15 protein-coding genes are annotated in these 15,005 nt (G+C 62.0%); 12 read left to right on the top strand and 3 right to left on the bottom strand.

The features are described 5' to 3' along the window. Nucleotides 1–24: 24 nt before the first annotated feature. The 3 genes from BVH73_RS02475 to dusA all read left to right on the top strand — a co-directional run bounded on the left by BVH73_RS02475 (nt 25) and on the right by dusA (nt 3,932). Nucleotides 25–1,194 (top strand): glycosyltransferase family 4 protein, encoded by a 1,170-nt coding sequence (locus tag BVH73_RS02475; RefSeq protein WP_079415788.1) that lies wholly within the window; start codon nt 25–27, stop codon nt 1,192–1,194. Further along, nucleotides 1,181–2,704: a lipopolysaccharide biosynthesis protein gene (locus BVH73_RS02470; protein ID WP_079415786.1), complete on the top strand. Its 1,524-nt coding sequence runs from the start codon at nt 1,181–1,183 to the stop codon at nt 2,702–2,704. Before BVH73_RS02475 ends, BVH73_RS02470 begins: the two co-directional genes overlap by 14 nt. 196 nt (nt 2,705–2,900) lie before the next feature. Further along, the gene (gene dusA / locus BVH73_RS02465) at nt 2,901–3,932 is read left to right on the top strand and encodes a tRNA dihydrouridine(20/20a) synthase DusA (protein WP_079415785.1); all 1,032 of its coding nucleotides are present in this window, start codon (nt 2,901–2,903) and stop codon (nt 3,930–3,932) included. Here the strand turns inward: dusA and mnmH are convergent. Next, on the bottom strand, nt 3,902–5,023 hold the full coding sequence (gene mnmH / locus BVH73_RS02460) for a tRNA 2-selenouridine(34) synthase MnmH (RefSeq protein ID WP_079415783.1): 1,122 nt from the start codon (nt 5,021–5,023) through the stop codon (nt 3,902–3,904). The two genes, dusA and mnmH, sit on opposite strands and share 31 nt — an antisense overlap. Beyond that, entirely contained in the window at nt 5,020–5,709 is a 690-nt protein-coding gene (locus tag BVH73_RS02455; protein WP_245800389.1) for an arylesterase, read from the bottom strand. Before BVH73_RS02455 ends, mnmH begins: the two co-directional genes overlap by 4 nt. Before the next feature lie 23 nt (nt 5,710–5,732). On the opposite strand from BVH73_RS02455, the gene BVH73_RS02450 reads away from it, so the two are divergent. Both BVH73_RS02450 and rlmB read left to right on the top strand, forming a co-directional pair. Then, on the top strand, nt 5,733–6,428 hold the full coding sequence (locus BVH73_RS02450; RefSeq protein WP_079415779.1) for an ABC transporter ATP-binding protein: 696 nt from the start codon (nt 5,733–5,735) through the stop codon (nt 6,426–6,428). After that, nucleotides 6,425–7,153 (top strand): 23S rRNA (guanosine(2251)-2'-O)-methyltransferase RlmB, encoded by a 729-nt coding sequence (rlmB, locus tag BVH73_RS02445; protein WP_079415777.1) that lies wholly within the window; start codon nt 6,425–6,427, stop codon nt 7,151–7,153. Before BVH73_RS02450 ends, rlmB begins: the two co-directional genes overlap by 4 nt. Before the next feature lie 21 nt (nt 7,154–7,174). Here the strand turns inward: rlmB and BVH73_RS02440 are convergent, their stop codons facing one another. Then, nucleotides 7,175–8,473 carry a DUF3422 family protein gene (locus BVH73_RS02440; protein ID WP_079415775.1) on the bottom strand — a complete coding sequence of 433 codons (1,299 nt, stop codon included), beginning with the start codon at nt 8,471–8,473 and terminating at the stop codon, nt 7,175–7,177. A 417-nt stretch (nt 8,474–8,890) separates the two neighbouring features. On the opposite strand from BVH73_RS02440, the gene rpsB reads away from it, so the two are divergent. From rpsB to ispC, 7 genes are all read left to right on the top strand, one after another. Next, nucleotides 8,891–9,649: a 30S ribosomal protein S2 gene (gene rpsB / locus BVH73_RS02435; protein WP_079415773.1), complete on the top strand. Its 759-nt coding sequence runs from the start codon at nt 8,891–8,893 to the stop codon at nt 9,647–9,649. 121 nt (nt 9,650–9,770) lie between these two features. Further along, entirely contained in the window at nt 9,771–10,649 is an 879-nt protein-coding gene (gene tsf, locus BVH73_RS02430; protein WP_079415771.1) for a translation elongation factor Ts, read from the top strand. A gap of 122 nt (nt 10,650–10,771) precedes the next feature. Beyond that, on the top strand, nt 10,772–11,482 hold the full coding sequence (gene pyrH, locus BVH73_RS02425; RefSeq protein WP_079415769.1) for a UMP kinase: 711 nt from the start codon (nt 10,772–10,774) through the stop codon (nt 11,480–11,482). A gap of 86 nt (nt 11,483–11,568) precedes the next feature. Beyond that, nucleotides 11,569–12,129, top strand: coding sequence for a ribosome recycling factor (gene frr / locus BVH73_RS02420; RefSeq protein ID WP_079420247.1), 561 nt, complete (start codon nt 11,569–11,571; stop codon nt 12,127–12,129). A 64-nt stretch (nt 12,130–12,193) separates the two neighbouring features. Continuing rightward, nucleotides 12,194–12,931, top strand: a complete 738-nt coding sequence (uppS, locus tag BVH73_RS02415) for a polyprenyl diphosphate synthase (protein ID WP_079415767.1) — start codon at nt 12,194–12,196, stop codon at nt 12,929–12,931. Nucleotides 12,932–12,951: 20 nt separating this feature from the next. Then, the gene (locus tag BVH73_RS02410) at nt 12,952–13,794 is read left to right on the top strand and encodes a phosphatidate cytidylyltransferase (protein WP_079415765.1); all 843 of its coding nucleotides are present in this window, start codon (nt 12,952–12,954) and stop codon (nt 13,792–13,794) included. Next, nucleotides 13,791–14,996, top strand: a complete 1,206-nt coding sequence (gene ispC / locus BVH73_RS02405; RefSeq protein ID WP_079415763.1) for a 1-deoxy-D-xylulose-5-phosphate reductoisomerase — start codon at nt 13,791–13,793, stop codon at nt 14,994–14,996. Before BVH73_RS02410 ends, ispC begins: the two co-directional genes overlap by 4 nt. The last annotated feature ends 9 nt before the right edge of the window (nt 14,997–15,005 follow it).

The following is a 15,005-nucleotide window of genomic DNA, read 5'->3' as shown; positions in this document are numbered from 1 at the left end:
ATGGATTAGGGTGTTGATGTCACTATGTTCTCCCCTGCGCGCATTCTGATGGTGGTTGATGGGCGCTACCCAGCCACTGGGGGCGCCGAAATGCAAGCCCGACTGCTGAGCCGTTCGTTTGCGGCGGCGGGGCACAGCGTTCGCGTGCTCGTTCCGCAACTCGATCGGTCGCTGCCCTGCCTCGACGATGTCGACGGCGTTCCAGTGGTCCGGCTGCCTTATCCCCGCATCAAGGGTGCGGGGGCCATTTTGCTCAACATTCGGTTTGCCTATTGGTTACTACGCCATCAAAACGAATTTGATGCCGTGCACATCCACATGATGCACAACCTCGCAGGCGCTGCGGGATGGATCAAACGTTGGTTGAAGCCGACGGTCATCGTCAAGGTTTCCGGCGCGGCGGAATTTCAGGGAGGCATTCTGGACCCCGCGCATCAGAGCAGGCCGATTCACCGCATCTTGCGCGGCGGCGCTCAGCGCCTGGATGCCTATCAGTGCATCAGCAAGAGGACCGCGCAGATCATGGAGCAGGCGGGCTTTGAACGTAACCGGCTGCATCTGTTGCCCAATGCGGTTGATCTTGCCCGATTTGAGCCGCCTCCATCGAGAGACCAGTCCGTCTTGCGTGCGGTCTTCGTCGGGCGTCATGTTCCTGTGAAGGGCCTCGATATTCTCTTGGCGGCGTGGGCCAAGGCCACACTGCCGCCAGGCGCTCAGCTGACGGTGGCGGGCGATGGCCCCGAGCGTGATCGATTGATGGCATTGGCCAATCAATTGGGCATCGCCCAGAGCGTGGCTTTCCCGGGTCTGGTACAAGACGTGCCTGCGCTGCTGCGGGCGAACAATCTGTACGTTCAGGCCTCACATCAGGAAGGGCTGCCCAATGCCGTTCTTGAGGCCATGGCCAATGGTTTGCCCACGATCGCCACGCGCATCAGCGGGCATGAAGATGTCATCACAGATGGGGTCACCGGCATGTTGGTCCCACCCAATCAGGTCGATGAGCTTGCGAGGGCTCTGTCGCAACTCGCTGTCTGCGCAGATTTGAGACAGACGATGGGCAGGGCGGCACGGCAGTTTGTCGAGCAGCACTATTCCACGGAGAAGGTTCTGGGGGCACTACTGGCGGTCTATCGGCGAGAGGGTACTTCGCCCCCTGGGCAGGCGGATCTGAAAACCAATGCAAATCAGTAAAGACACCGTGGCTGCCACCAAGGCCGAAAAGCGAGGCGTACTCGCGCGTCTGTTCCAGCACACCTCCAATTATTCGATTGGAAGTGTGCTGGTGATGCTGGCCAGCATGATTTCATTTCCTGTCCTGACGCGGATTTTCTCCGTGGCGGAATACGGAACCATGGCCTTGGTAACCTCCACGATCCTGTTTTTGGTCGGCGTGGGCAAGCTGGGCTTGCAGCATTCAGTGGTGCGCTATTACAGCGAAGTCGAGGCCGGCACGCGGTCGAATACGACCACGCAGTTTTTCTCGACGGTTCTTTTCGGGATGATTGCGGTCGGGCTGTGCGTAACCTTGCTGAGCGTCGTGGGGGTTCACTTCACGCCTACGGCTTGGCTGTCCAATGAACAGACAAAATACCTCATTATTTTGGCGTCGCCGCTGATATTTATTCGCGTGGTTGATAGTGCCATGTACAATCTTTTGCGGGCCCAGCAGAAAAGTGGGGTTTACAGCACCTATTTCACGGTCAGAAAGTATTTGGGGCTGGCGTTGATTTTTTTTGTTTTGTTTTACGTTTCGCGCACGCTGGAAGGATTTTTCCTGTCGTCCATGCTGGGTGAATTCATCGCTGTGTCTGTGATTATATTTTACTATGCACGCCAGCGGGTATTTGATCTCCGTGAGTTCAATAGACCGCTCTTTGTGTCCATGCTCGTATTCGGGCTGCCACTGCTTGCAAGCGAGCTTTCTATGTTGCTTCTGAATATGAGTGGCCGCTATATTATTAACTATAAACTTGGCCCGGAGCCTTTGGGGGCTTTCTCGGCGGCATTTAATTTCAGCGATTATTTGCAGGGTGTTCTGACCGCTTCGTTTGCCCAGGCTGTTGTGCCGATGTATTTCAAGATGTGGGAGCAGCAAGGGCGTGACAAAACGGTCGCATTCATTCAGCAGGCGCTGAAGTATTACATCGCGCTGGCGCTGCCAATCCTGGGCGGAATGGCGGCGGTGGGGCCTGAGCTTCTCAGGTTGCTGGCTTCATCCAAGTATGAGGTCAGTGCATCGCTGATTGTTTTCATCGTTGGGGGTATGTTGGTTTCCGGTGGGACGCCGATTTTCAGTGCGGGAATTTATATCAACAAACTGACCAAGGTAGTCATGTACTCGGTTTTGACGGCTGCCGCTGTGAATATTGGTTTGACTTTCATGCTGGTTGAGCCATTCGGTATTGAGGGGGCTGCATTCGCGGCGCTTGTGAGTTATTTGGTGTATACCGTTCTGGCGGCTTATTATGGCCGAAAGGTCGTCAAAATTGCCATTCCCTGGGGCGATATGGCCAAATATGGTGGCTTCACTTTGATCATGTATGCGGCTGTGATCTGGGTGAACCCTCCCAATCTCACGTTGAGGATTTTCTCGCAGATTGTGGTGGGAGCTTTGATTTACGGTGTCTTGATCGTGATATTCGATCGGGAGATTCGCGGTTTGCTGCAGAAGGGGCTAGGCAGGCTGCGTGGCGCGGGTTGAGCTGAGGACGAATACAATCACGCCCATGCTGTTCTGATTTGATTTCTGCGAACGATGGAAGACGGGTTTGCAGTCGTCCTGGTTGGACGAATGCCCTGGGGTTGGACCTCGTTCGAATCGGCTCCCATTCGGCGTGGCCGAGCTGTTTTCTTGATGACAAACCGCTTCCTGCCCCTCCTGTTTCTTCTGTTTCCCTATGTCGTTTGCACTTTCTGTGGCGCCGATGCTCGATTGGACGGATCGGCATTGCCGTTTCTTTCATCGCCTGATCACACGAAAGACCCTGCTTTACACCGAGATGGTGACCACGGGCGCCTTGCTTTTTGGCGATGTGCCGCGTCACCTTGATTTCAGCGGGCAAGAGCACCCCGTTGCGCTTCAGCTGGGCGGAAGCGATCCCGCCGATCTGGCGCAGTGCGCCAAACTGGCGCAGAAATGGGGCTACGACGAGGTCAACCTGAATTGCGGTTGCCCGAGTCCACGTGTGCAGCGCGGCGCATTTGGCGCCTGTCTGATGGGCGAGCCGACGCTGGTGCGCGATGCGGTGGCCGCCATGCGAGAGGCGGTGTCGGGTGCCATGCCGATCACGGTGAAGCACCGTATTGGCATCGACCACCAGGACAGCTACGGGTTTGTGCGCGATTTTGTCGGAACGGTGGCGGAGGGGGGCTGCGAGACCTTTGTCGTGCACGCCCGCGCCGCCTGGCTTGACGGATTGAGTCCTAAGGAGAACCGAGACGTTCCTCCCTTGCGGCCGGAGTTCATCTTGCAGCTTCAGCGCGACTTTCCGGATTTGTCGTTTGTGTTGAACGGCGGCATCAAGACCGACGAGCAGCTCGGCGCGTGGCTGCCGCAGGTGGGCGGTGTCATGGTGGGGCGGGCCGCCTACCAAGACCCATGGTGCATGGCGCATTGGGACCGCGACTATCTGGGGCAATCACAGGATGCCTTGCCCGAGCGCGAAGCCATTGAGGAGCAGATGGCTGGCTACATCGCCGATTGGAAGGGCAGGGGGCTGCACCCGCAGGCCATCACCCGGCACCTGCTCAACCTGTGGAAGGGGCAGCCCGGCGGGCGTCTCTGGCGACAGGTGTTGAGCGATTCCAGGTTGCTGGCAAGCCTGTCGGTTGCGGAGTTGTTTGCCGCTGCACGCCAGGCCCGCCTCTCCGTCGAAGCCGAAGAGCATGCTTCAGGCGATCAGCCGCTGACGATTTCAGCCTGCGCCTGAGGCGGCGTCGAGGGCGTAACGCAAGCTGCATCCGGCGTCCAGGCGAGCACCTGTTCGGCGGCGCGTCGAAACGCGAGCGCGTCAATGCCCTGCAGGGTGACCATGGGCGCCGCGGAGAAATGCAGGAAGTTGTTGGCCATGGACCTGAGATAGCTCGGGTCGTAGTGATGCTGCAGGATGTCGGCCGTGAATGTCGCGAGATCGCCCTGAGCGATCAGGTCCTGCCAGCGCGAAACCGTTTCTGCGCCGCGCAAGACGCGCAGACTGGCCAGACGTTCGCGCAACAAGGGCCGGTCGGCGGACAGCATGGCGTAATCGGCCAGCAGGAGTTCCACGCGCAGCGTCGTGTCGAGCTCCAGATGGATGCAGCAACCCTGGCGCATCCGGGCCACCAGAGCCTCGGGGACGTGGAGCAGGCCGATCTTCTTGCTTTCCGCTTCCACAAAGACCGGACGCTGGGGGTCGAACCCGCTTAGCGCGGCCCAGACGTTGGACTCGAACAATTTCTGTGACGGTTGCGTGTCTCCAGGCGTCAGCCCGAGTACCGAGCCCCGGTGCCGGGCCAGCGCTTCGAGGTCGAGCACCTGCGCACCGGCGGCGTGCAAGGCCTGCAGCAGACGGCTCTTGCCGCAACCCGTGCGACCGCAAATGACCCGGAATTGCAACTGGCCGGGAAGCCGATCCAGATCGGCGCGCAAGGCGCGGCGCAAGGCGCGATAGCCGCCTTGAACCAGGACCACCGAAAAGCCGATGCGCGCCAGAATGTGCGCCATGGCCCCCGAGCGATTGCCGCCACGCCAGCAGTAGATCAACGGCGCCCACGACTTCGGCAACTCCTGCGCATGCGCTTCGATATGGTGGGCGATGTTGCGCGCGATCAGCGCCGCGCCGCGCTTGTTGGCCACGAAGGGATCGACCTGGGTATACAGCGTGCCTACCTCGGCGCGCTCGGCGTCGTCGAGCACGGGCCAGCTCTGGGCTTCGGGCATGTGGTCGAGCGCAAATTCCGACGGGCTGCGCACATCGATCACGGCGCTGAAGGATGACAGCTTTTGCAGGGCCTCGACGGCATCGATGACGCGAGGGTTCATGGTGCGCGCTTCTCGGCGGACCGCGCAAGAAGAGGCTTGAGATGCGGCCAGACCGTATCGAGCATGGTGGGTTGCGCCTGCGCAGTGGGGTGGATGTTGTCGGATTGGAACCAATCCGGATGCGACGCGACGCCCGACAGCAGAAACGGCACCAGCGCCACATGCGTCGATTGTGCGACTGCAGGAAACACGGCCGCGAAACGTGCGGTATAGGCGGGGCCGTAGTTCGGCGGAATCTGCATGCCGATCAACAGGACTTTTGCGCGGGCTTGCTTGCAAAGCGTCACCATCCTGGTGAGATTGCTCCGGGTCTGCTGCAGCGACAGCCCGCGCAGGGCATCGTTGCCGCCCAATTCAATGATGACCACGGCGGGTTGGTCGCGCCGCAGAAGCGGGGGCAGGCGCGCCAGCCCGCCCGCCGTCGTATCGCCGCTGATGCTGGCGTTGATCACGTTCCAGCGCGGCCGGCTCGCATCGAGTCGCTGGCGCATCAGATCGACCCATCCTTTTCCGGTCTCCAGCCCATACCCGGCGGACAGGCTGTCGCCGACCACCAGCAGGGTGGGGCGGCTGGGCACAGCGGCCTGCACGCGGCCCGGGAAACCGGTCCCGGCTGCGATTGCTGCGGCAAGCGCCAAGACCTTGCGCCGCGACAACGGGTGCGGGCTTCCTACAATCAGTGGCATTCCATCTTTCATACAAGGCTTCCATGACGGTCGATGTGATTGTCGCGCATGACCTGGGCAAGACCGTTTCCGACGTCGGTGATGCCCTGACCATTCTCCAGGCCGTGCAACTGCGCATTCCTGCAGGACAAAGCGTGGCCATCACCGGCGCTTCGGGGTCGGGCAAATCCACGTTGTTGGCCCTGCTCGCCGGCATGGATCGGCCCAGCACGGGCCAGGTCAGGATCGACGGTGTCGATCTCGAAAGCCTCGACGAGAACGGCCGGGCCGACCTGCGTGCGCAGAAGATCGGCTTTGTGTTCCAGAATTTTCAACTCATCGATCACTACACCGCACTGGAAAACGTGGTTCTGCCGCTGGAGATTTCCGGGCGGTCGCGCGGGGCCGTGGAAGCGGCAACTGCCTTGTTGCACGCGGTCGGGCTGGGACAGCGACTGCATCATCGGCCGGCCCTGCTCTCCGGTGGGGAACAGCAGCGCGTCGCCCTGGCCCGCGCTTTTGTCGGTCGCCCGAAGCTCGTTCTCGCGGACGAGCCGACGGGCAACCTCGATGCCGCCACCGGAGAACGCATCATGGACCTGATGTTCCGACTGCGCGCGGAAGCAGAGGCGACGCTGGTGCTCGTCACCCACGATCCGGCCCTGGCCGCACGCTGCGACCGGATCTGCGCACTGCAGGCGGGACATCTGGTCGAGCAGACGCAGGCGGTGCCGGCATGAAGCCGCTCTATGGCTTTCATGCCGTGGGCGCACGCCTGCGCGCTGCGCCCGGGTCGGTACAGGCCGTCTATGTCGATGCAAGCCGCCGCGATGCGCGCATGCAGCAGTTTCTGCGCAAGGTCGAGGCTTCGGGTGTGGTGCTCAAGACCCTCAGCGCCGAGCGCCTGGCCGCATTGGCGGGCACCGATCGCCATCAGGGTGTGGTCGCGCAGGTGGACGATCTGCCAAGCAGGCAGGATCTGCACGCCGTGCTCGATGCCGTGGAGGGGGCGCCGCTGGTGCTGGCGCTCGATGGCGTGACCGATCCGCACAACCTCGGAGCCATCTTGCGCACCGCCGATGCGGCCGGCGTGCATCTGGTCATCGCGCCCAAAGACCGCGCCGTCGGGCTCAATCCGACGGTGGCTCGCGTGGCCAGTGGCGCGGCGGAAACCGTGCCGTATCTGATGGTGACCAATCTGGTTCGCAGTCTGGGCGAATTGCAGGAGCGTGGTCTCTGGGTCATGGGCACCGACGAAGCTGGGACCGACGAGGTGTACGCCGCCAACTGGAAGCAGCCTGCCGTACTCGTGATGGGGGCCGAAGGGGCGGGCATGCGCCGACTGGTGCGAGAGACCTGCGACCAACTCCTGCAGATTCCCATGCTGGGTGCGGTGGAGAGTCTCAACGTCTCGGTCGCCGCCGGCGTCTGTCTTTACGAGGCCGTGCGCCAGCGGCGTCTCTGACAGCCGAGGGGCGACCCTCCGTCAGCGGCCTTCACCAGAGCGTTCCAGCCGGCGGTGCATGCGCTGCAAGCCCAGCCAGACGAGCAGGGCGATGATGGGAATGGAAACGCCTTCGGCCAATTTGGGCGCAACATGAATCCACGGTTCGGCGGCTTCGAACAGATGGCCCACCAGCGAGGCCATGTAATACGTGATGGCCGCAACGGACAGGCCCTCCACCGTCTGCTGCAGCCGAAGCTGCAGATACTGCCGACGATTCATCGAGGCCAGCAGGCTGCGATTCTGCTGCTGCATGGCCACTTCCACGCGGGTTCGTAGCAGGTTGCTGCAGCGCGATACCCGTTCGGACAAGGCCTGCTGCCGCCGCGCCGCCCAGGCACACGTCTGCATCGCCGGTGCCAATCGACGTTCCAGGAATTGTCCGATGGTCTGCAGGCCGAAAATCTGTTTCTCGTGCAACTCACCGACTCGGCGGTTGACCAGGTCGTAGTAGGCGTTCGCCGCGGTGAACCGGCCGTGTGAGGCGGCATAGAGGCCTTCCACGCTCGACGCCAGTTGCGTCAGTCGGTCGAGGGTTCGGTGATCGCGCTGGGGATCGGCATCGTCGTTGCGGCCGATCGCGTCCATGATGCTCACCAGATCCTGCTCGTACTGATTGAGTTGAGGCGTGATCTGACGCGCCACCGGCAGAGTCAGCAAGGACAGCATGCGATAGGTCTCGATCTCGAGCAAGCGCTGCACCAAGCGCCCGCGGCGGCGCTCGGACATGGGTTTGCTCAAGACGACGAACCGGGTGAAGCCGTCTGGCGCCATGCGCAGATCGGTGAACACCTGGGCGTTGCCGTCGGCCACATCCGATCCGACCAGGGCGTCGATGTCCAGCACCGCCGAAAAATCAGGGGCCGCATCGCAGCCAACCTCACCTTCGGGCATGACGGCGACATGGTTGGCACAGAGTCTTTGCCCCGGAATCCGGGCACGCCATTCGGCGGAAATGCGGTCGCAGGCGCAGCGATCGAACATCGGATCTTCCGGGCCGAGTTGTTCGTGCGTGATGAAGGTGTAGCTGACGAATTCGCCGTGGCGCTCCCACCGCAGGCGGACCGGCCCGATCTGTTCGGTGTGGAACATGCTCCCAGGCGAGGGTGGAGGCAGAAGCAGGTTGCCCAGCAACTCGCCAAGATGCTCGAAGGCCAGCTGCGATTCGGCCGGATCGACCAGCATGACCTGATGACTGACCTGCGCCGGTGCGCCGACCCGCTCGAAAGGGCGGGCATGGATCTCATTGTGAAGTTGCTGACGGAAAGGATGTTCGAGCATGAATGACGGGGCTTGACGTGTTATGGGGTGTTGTCTGGCCGTAGTGGTGCAAAGCTGCTATGATGCTCAGGTTTTGTGCAATGCGGAATGCCTTTGCAGTTGATGGCCAGGAAGAGAGGCTTTGGAAGAGAGGCTCTGAAAAGAAGTGGCTCCGAAAATGAGCCGTTCAAAACAACAAGCCACTCGAACCAACCCACTCGAACGATTCCTTCGGAGTCCTTTGAGCGCAGTTTCGGGCAAGGTTGCAGGCACAGAACGCGTTTGATGGTACCGAAGTCGTGCGCAGCCATGCCTGCGAGTGAGGTGCTTACCCACAAACCGGCTCAACCAGGTGTTGGCCATCGTTCAGTCGCTCCGGCGGCTTGGCGATGTGCTGATCGGGGCCGGATTTCAGACCCAACTTGGATTGGAAACAACATGTCAGTCTCAATGCGTCAAATGCTGGAAGCCGGTGTGCACTTCGGTCACCAAACCCGCTTCTGGAACCCCAAGATGGCCCCGTTCATCTACGGCCATCGCAACAAGATCCACATCGTCAACCTCGAAAAGACGTTGCCGATGTACCTGGATGCCGTCAAGTTCGCCCGTCAGCTCGCTGCGCGCCGCGGCACCATCCTTTTTGTCGGTACCAAGCGCCAGGCCGGCGAAGTCGTTCGCGAACAGGCTGAGCGTTGCGGCATGCCCTATGTCGACCAGCGCTGGCTCGGCGGCATGCTGACCAACTTCAAGACGGTCAAGACCTCGATCAAGAAGCTCAAGGACATGCAAGCCCAGGCCGCCGAAGGCGTGCTCGAGCAAATGAGCAAGAAAGAAGCCCTGACCTTCCAGCGCGAGATGGAGAAACTGGAAAAATCCATCGGCGGCATTCAGGATATGGCGGCTCTGCCCGATGCAATCTTCGTCATCGACGTGGGCTATCACAAGATTGCGATTGCCGAGGCGAAGACGCTGGGCATCCCGGTGATCGGCGTGGTCGACACCAACCATTCCCCGGTGGGCGTGACTCACATCATTCCGGGCAATGACGACTCCGCCAAGGCCGTGACCCTGTACGCACAAGGCATGGCCGATGCGATTCTGGAAGGCAAGAACGATGCGGTCAATGAGGTCGTTCAAGCCGTGGCCGAGGGCGAAGAAGAATTCGTCGAGGTTCAGGAAGGCGCCCCCGCCGCCTGACGTGCGCAGGATGACCTTGCGGCAACGGCCCGATTCACCGGCCTGAACCAACCCGGGGCTGCGATACACAGCCCCTTTTTTTCAACTGTATTTCTCGTATTCGATTTCAAGGAGTTCAACGATGGCTGCGATTACCGCAAGCATGGTGGCAGAACTGCGTGCCAAGACCGATGCCCCGATGATGGAGTGCAAAAAGGCGCTGACCGAGGCTGAAGGCCACATGGATCGCGCCGAAGAGATTCTTCGTGTCAAGCTGGGCAGCAAAGCCAGCAAGGCCGCCTCGCGCGTGACCGCCGAGGGCATTGTGACGGCCTATATCAACGGCACGACCGGCGCCCTGATCGAACTGAACTGCGAGACCGATTTCGTGGCGAAGAACGACGATTTCCTCGCTTTTGGTAAAACGCTCGCCGAGCTGATTGCCGCGCAGAACCCCGCCGACGTGGCCGCGCTGTCCGCGCTGACGATCGACGGCGAGACTATCGAAGCGCGCCGCAGCAAGCTGATCGGCAAGATCGGCGAGAACATGACCATTCGCCGCTTCAAGCGCTTTGCCGGCGACCACAAGCTGGTGAGCTACCTGCACGGTACGCGCATCGGCGTGATGGTCGAGTTCACCGGTGACGAAGTGGCGGCCAAGGACGTGGCCATGCACATCGCCGCGATGAAGCCGGTGGCGCTGTCGTCGTCGCAGGTGCCTGCCGACCTGATCGAGAAAGAGCGCTCCATCGCCTCGCAGAAAGCGGCCGAGTCGGGCAAGCCTGCTGAGATCATTGCCAAGATGGTCGAAGGCTCGGTGCAGAAGTACCTCAAGGAGGTTTCGCTGTTCGATCAGGTGTTCGTCAAGAACGACAAGCAGACCGTCGAGCAGATGCTCAAGGGTGCCAACACCACGGTTCACGGCTTCACCATGTACGTGGTGGGCGAGGGCATCGAAAAAAAGTCGGAGAATTTTGCGGAAGAAGTGGCGGCGCAAATGGCTGCAGCCAAGCAAGGCTGAACGCCGTAGCGAGGCTGACCGGGGCCGACGGGCACCAGCCAGCCTCGTCATACGCCCAGCTTCGTCCCGTTGTCTTCTCTACGCCCCATCTTTACCGTCCACCCGCCTTCCCAGGAGTCATCATGTCCGGATACAAACGTGTTCTGCTCAAACTCTCGGGTGAGGCCCTCATGGGGGATGATGCCTATGGCATCAACCGCGCCACCATCGAGGCCATGGTGCGAGACATTGCCGAAGTGGTGAACTCCGGCGTGCAACTGGCCATGGTCATCGGCGGGGGCAACATCTTCCGGGGCGTGGCCGGTGGTGCCGTGGGCATGGACCGCGCGACGGCGGACTACATGGGCATGCTGGCAACGGTCATGAACTCACTCGCCTTGAGCGACGCCATGAAGCACGCCGGTCTGAACCCGCGCGTGATGTCGGCCATTGCCATCGATCAGGTCGTGGAGTCTTATGTGCGGCCCAAGGCGCTGCAATACCTGGAAGAAGGCAAGTCGGTGATCTTCGCCGGCGGTACCGGCAATCCGTTCTTCACCACCGACACGGCCGCCGCGCTGCGCGCGGCCGAGATCGGGGCCGAGGTCATGCTCAAGGCGACCAAGGTCGATGGCATCTACACCGCCGACCCGGCGAAGGACCCGACCGCCGAGCGCTATGCGCGCATCAGCTTTGATGACGCCATTGCGCAGCGCCTGCAGGTGATGGACGCGACCGCCTTCGCCCTTTGCCGCGATCAGAAAATGCCCATCCGCGTGTTCAGCATCTTCAAGCCAGGGGCGTTGATGCGCGTGGTTCAGGGCGCCGACGAGGGCACGGACGTCTACGTCTGAGTACCATCGCAGTCGTCGAGGCCCGCGCCGCGCCGCCTTCCGCGCAGCGGGTTTTGTTTTTTCCCGATCAGTTTGTGGAGTGCATCATGGGAATCGCAGAGATCAAGAAAACCACCGAAGAGAAAATGCACAAGTCGATCGAGTCGCTGAAGCTCGACTTGGCCAAGGTGCGCACCGGCCGCGCGCATACCGGCTTGCTCGACCATGTGATGGTGGATTACTACGGCACGATGATGGCGATCAATCAGGTGGCCAACATGAATCTGGTTGATGCCCGCACCATCAGCGTGCAGCCGTGGGAAAAGAAGATGGTGCAGGTGGTCGAGAAGGCCATCCGCGAGTCCGATCTGGGCCTCAATCCGCAGACTCAGGGCGACGTCATCCGCGTGCCCATGCCCGCACTGACCGAAGAGCGCCGCCGCGATCTGGTCAAGGTCATCAAGCAGGAGGGCGAGGGTGCCAAGGTGGCCGTGCGCAATCTGCGCCGGGATGCGAACCAAAGCCTCAAGGATCTGGTCAAAGCCAAGGAGGCTTCCGAAGACGACGAGCGCCGGGCGCAGGACGAGGTGCAGAAAATCACCGATCGGTGCATCGCCGAGATCGACAAGCAACTGGCGCAAAAGGAAGCCGAGATCATGGCCGTCTGAGTAGGCGCCACGACACGATGCATTTCTCCGCCGCGACCCAGGTCACGTTTCCCGTTCTGATGGCATGACCAAGAAAACCGCCGCCAAACGCGATCCTGCCACTCTGCCGCAACACGTGGCCGTGGTGATGGACGGTAATGGGCGCTGGGCGCAGCGCCGTTTTCTGCCCCGTTCGTCCGGACATAAGTTCGGCGTGGATGCGCTGAAGAAAATGGTTCGCCACTGCGCCGAGATTGGCGTGGCCCACCTCACGGTGTTTGCGTTTTCCTCGGAGAACTGGAGCCGTCCGGCCGAGGAAGTCCAGACCTTGATGGATCTGTTCGTCAAGGCTCTGGAAAAGGAGTCGCCGGAACTCGCCCGCCAGGGCGTGCGCTTGCACGTTGTGGGCGATCTGTCGGCCTTTTCTGCCGAGATGCGCGCCTTGATCGATCAGGCCGAGGCCTTGACCCGCCGGAACGACGCCCTGGTTCTCAACGTCGCCCTCAACTACGGTGGACGCTGGGACATGGTGCAGGCGGCGCAAGCGGTGTTGGCAGCGCAGGAGCGTCCCACCGCCGAGACGCTGGCGCAGCATCTGGCGCTGGCGCACTCCCCGGACCCCGATCTGCTCATCCGCACGGGCGGCGAGCATCGCGTCAGCAATTTCCTGCTCTGGCAACTGGCCTATACCGAGCTGTATTTCACCGATGTGCTCTGGCCTGATTTCGGCGCCGAGGCCTTCGAGACCGCCCTGGCCGACTATGCCAGCCGCCAGCGTCGCTTCGGTGGCGTTCCAGAGTCCAAATCGCCAGCGGCCGCCTGAGGCTGCGGCTCATCTGCGCCATGTTGCGACAGCGCGTTCTGACCGCCCTGGTGTTGGTGGCGCTGCTGCTGCCGACCTTGTTTCTGCAAAGCCCGCTGCCTTTTGCGCTTTTGGCGCTGGTCTTCTGTGCCGTCGGTATGGGGGAGTGGGCGCGGCTGGCCGGACTTCGCACCCGTAGCGCGCTTCTCGTGTGGACGCTGGCATGGTTGGCGACGGCGGGTGGCTTGCTCTGGTTGTTGCAGCGGCAGGGTTGGCAGATGGCTGAGCAGTGGGGCGGGTTCTGGGCGGTGTGCAGCCTCGCCTGGTTGTTGCTGTTGGCTTCGAGTCTGCCGTCGGCGCGTGTGCCCGCAGTATTGCGCTCGCCCATCGTGCTTGCTTTGCTGGGCTTTGCGCTCTTGCAGGCCGCCTGGCTGGCGCTGGTGGCGTTGCGCGCCCAGGGCGCGGTCTTCATGATGTCTTTGCTGGCCCTGGTCTGGATTGCGGATATCGCGGCTTATTTTGGTGGTAGGGCCTGGGGGCGTGCCAAGTTGGCGCCGGCCATCAGCCCTGGAAAAACCCGGGCAGGAGCCTGGACTGCGCTGGCCGCGACTCTCTGCTATGCCGCGGTCTGCGTGGGTCTGACCTCGCGTTATCCCAATTATTTTTCGCAGTTGAGTGCACAGTTCGGTTGGCCTGGATTGGCAGTTCTGGTTGTCGTGCTGCTGATTTTTGCGATCGCAGGCGATTTGTTCGAATCCCTGCTCAAACGCGCGGCGGGCGTGAAAGACAGTGGGCGGCTGTTGCCTGGACACGGGGGCGTGCTCGACCGGATTGACGCGCTCTTGCCCGTCTTGCCCCTAGCGGTTTTGCTGTTGGCGCTATGAAGGCGGTCACCATTCTCGGGTCGACCGGGTCGATCGGTACCAACACCCTGGCGGTGCTCGCACTCCACCGCGAGCAGTTCCGGGTGTTCGCCCTGGCGGCGCACAACAATGCTGACAAGCTGTTCGCGCAGTGTGTCGAGTTTCGTCCGGTCTACGCGGTTCTCGGAAGCGCGGAGGCGGCCATCCGCCTGCAGCAGCGTCTGCGCGCCGCAGCTTGTCCCACCGAGGTGCTCAGCGGGCCCAGGGCGCTCGACGATGTGGCCGCCGCCAGCGAGGTGGACCTGGTCATGGCCGCGATTGTGGGGGCGGCAGGCTTGTCCGCCAGTCTTGCCGCGGCCCGCGCTGGAAAGCGCTTGCTGCTGGCCAACAAGGAGTCGCTGGTCGTTGCGGGCGACTTGTTGTTGCAGGCGCTGGCACAGGGCGGCGGCGATCTCATCCCCATCGACAGCGAGCACAGCGCCATCCAGCAGAGCCTGCCCGACGATCGCAGCCGCTGGCCGACCGATGTGCGCAACATCGTGCTGACGGCATCGGGCGGGCCGTTTCGTCAGCGCGAGGCGGCTTCACTGCAAGCGGTCACGCCGGAAGAGGCCTGCGCGCATCCGAACTGGAGCATGGGCGCCAAGATATCGGTCGATTCCGCGACCATGATGAACAAGGCGCTCGAGGTCATCGAGGCGCACTATTTGTTCGGCATGCGCCCCGAGCAGATCGAGGTGCTGATTCATCCACAGAGCATCGTGCATTCGATGGTCAACTATCACGACGGTTCGGTGATCGCGCAGCTCGGACAGCCGGATATGCGTACGCCGATCGCCTATGGCCTGTCCTATCCCGCGCGCATCGCGTCGGGCGCGCCCTGGCTCGACCTCGCCCGTGTGGGGCGGCTCGACTTCGAGCAGCCCGATCCGCAGCGATTCCCCGGACTCGCCCTGGCATTCGAGGCTCTGCGCATGCCGACGGGGGCCTGCGCCGTGCTCAATGCCGCCAATGAGATCGCCGTCGAAGCCTTTCTCCAGCGACGCATCCGATTCACCGATATTCACCGGATCAATGCGGAATTGCTCGCAAGCGCACAATGCGCAGGCTGTGATTCGCTGGACGCCCTGAGCGAGCTTGACGCGCAGACGCGGCGCCGGGCGCAGCGGCATGTCGCGCAACTCGCGTCTTCCGCGCGGGGCAGCGCGTCGCAACTGGCTTGACCCGAGACC

Origin of the sequence: Thiomonas intermedia (assembly GCF_002028405.1) — a bacterium.
GTDB classification, from domain to species: domain Bacteria; phylum Pseudomonadota; class Gammaproteobacteria; order Burkholderiales; family Burkholderiaceae_C; genus Thiomonas; species Thiomonas intermedia.
The sequence above is the reverse complement of the archived record's forward strand: the minus strand, read 5'-3'. Positions and strand labels throughout refer to the sequence as shown.

Bases quoted from the DNA above. Each gene is read 5' to 3' on its own strand.
- BVH73_RS02475 (WP_079415788.1), top strand. From the start codon at position 25: ATGTTCTCCCCTGCGCGCATTCTGATGGTGGTTGATGGGCGCTACCCA.
- BVH73_RS02470 (WP_079415786.1), top strand. From the start codon at position 1,181: ATGCAAATCAGTAAAGACACCGTGGCTGCCACCAAGGCCGAAAAGCGA.
- dusA (WP_079415785.1), top strand. From the start codon at position 2,901: ATGTCGTTTGCACTTTCTGTGGCGCCGATGCTCGATTGGACGGATCGG.
- mnmH (WP_079415783.1), bottom strand. From the start codon at position 5,023: ATGAACCCTCGCGTCATCGATGCCGTCGAGGCCCTGCAAAAGCTGTCA.
- BVH73_RS02455 (WP_245800389.1), bottom strand. From the start codon at position 5,709: ATGCCACTGATTGTAGGAAGCCCGCACCCGTTGTCGCGGCGCAAGGTC.
- BVH73_RS02450 (WP_079415779.1), top strand. From the start codon at position 5,733: ATGACGGTCGATGTGATTGTCGCGCATGACCTGGGCAAGACCGTTTCC.
- rlmB (WP_079415777.1), top strand. From the start codon at position 6,425: ATGAAGCCGCTCTATGGCTTTCATGCCGTGGGCGCACGCCTGCGCGCT.
- BVH73_RS02440 (WP_079415775.1), bottom strand. From the start codon at position 8,473: ATGCTCGAACATCCTTTCCGTCAGCAACTTCACAATGAGATCCATGCC.
- rpsB (WP_079415773.1), top strand. From the start codon at position 8,891: ATGTCAGTCTCAATGCGTCAAATGCTGGAAGCCGGTGTGCACTTCGGT.
- tsf (WP_079415771.1), top strand. From the start codon at position 9,771: ATGGCTGCGATTACCGCAAGCATGGTGGCAGAACTGCGTGCCAAGACC.
- pyrH (WP_079415769.1), top strand. From the start codon at position 10,772: ATGTCCGGATACAAACGTGTTCTGCTCAAACTCTCGGGTGAGGCCCTC.
- frr (WP_079420247.1), top strand. From the start codon at position 11,569: ATGGGAATCGCAGAGATCAAGAAAACCACCGAAGAGAAAATGCACAAG.
- uppS (WP_079415767.1), top strand. From the start codon at position 12,194: ATGACCAAGAAAACCGCCGCCAAACGCGATCCTGCCACTCTGCCGCAA.
- BVH73_RS02410 (WP_079415765.1), top strand. From the start codon at position 12,952: ATGTTGCGACAGCGCGTTCTGACCGCCCTGGTGTTGGTGGCGCTGCTG.
- ispC (WP_079415763.1), top strand. From the start codon at position 13,791: ATGAAGGCGGTCACCATTCTCGGGTCGACCGGGTCGATCGGTACCAAC.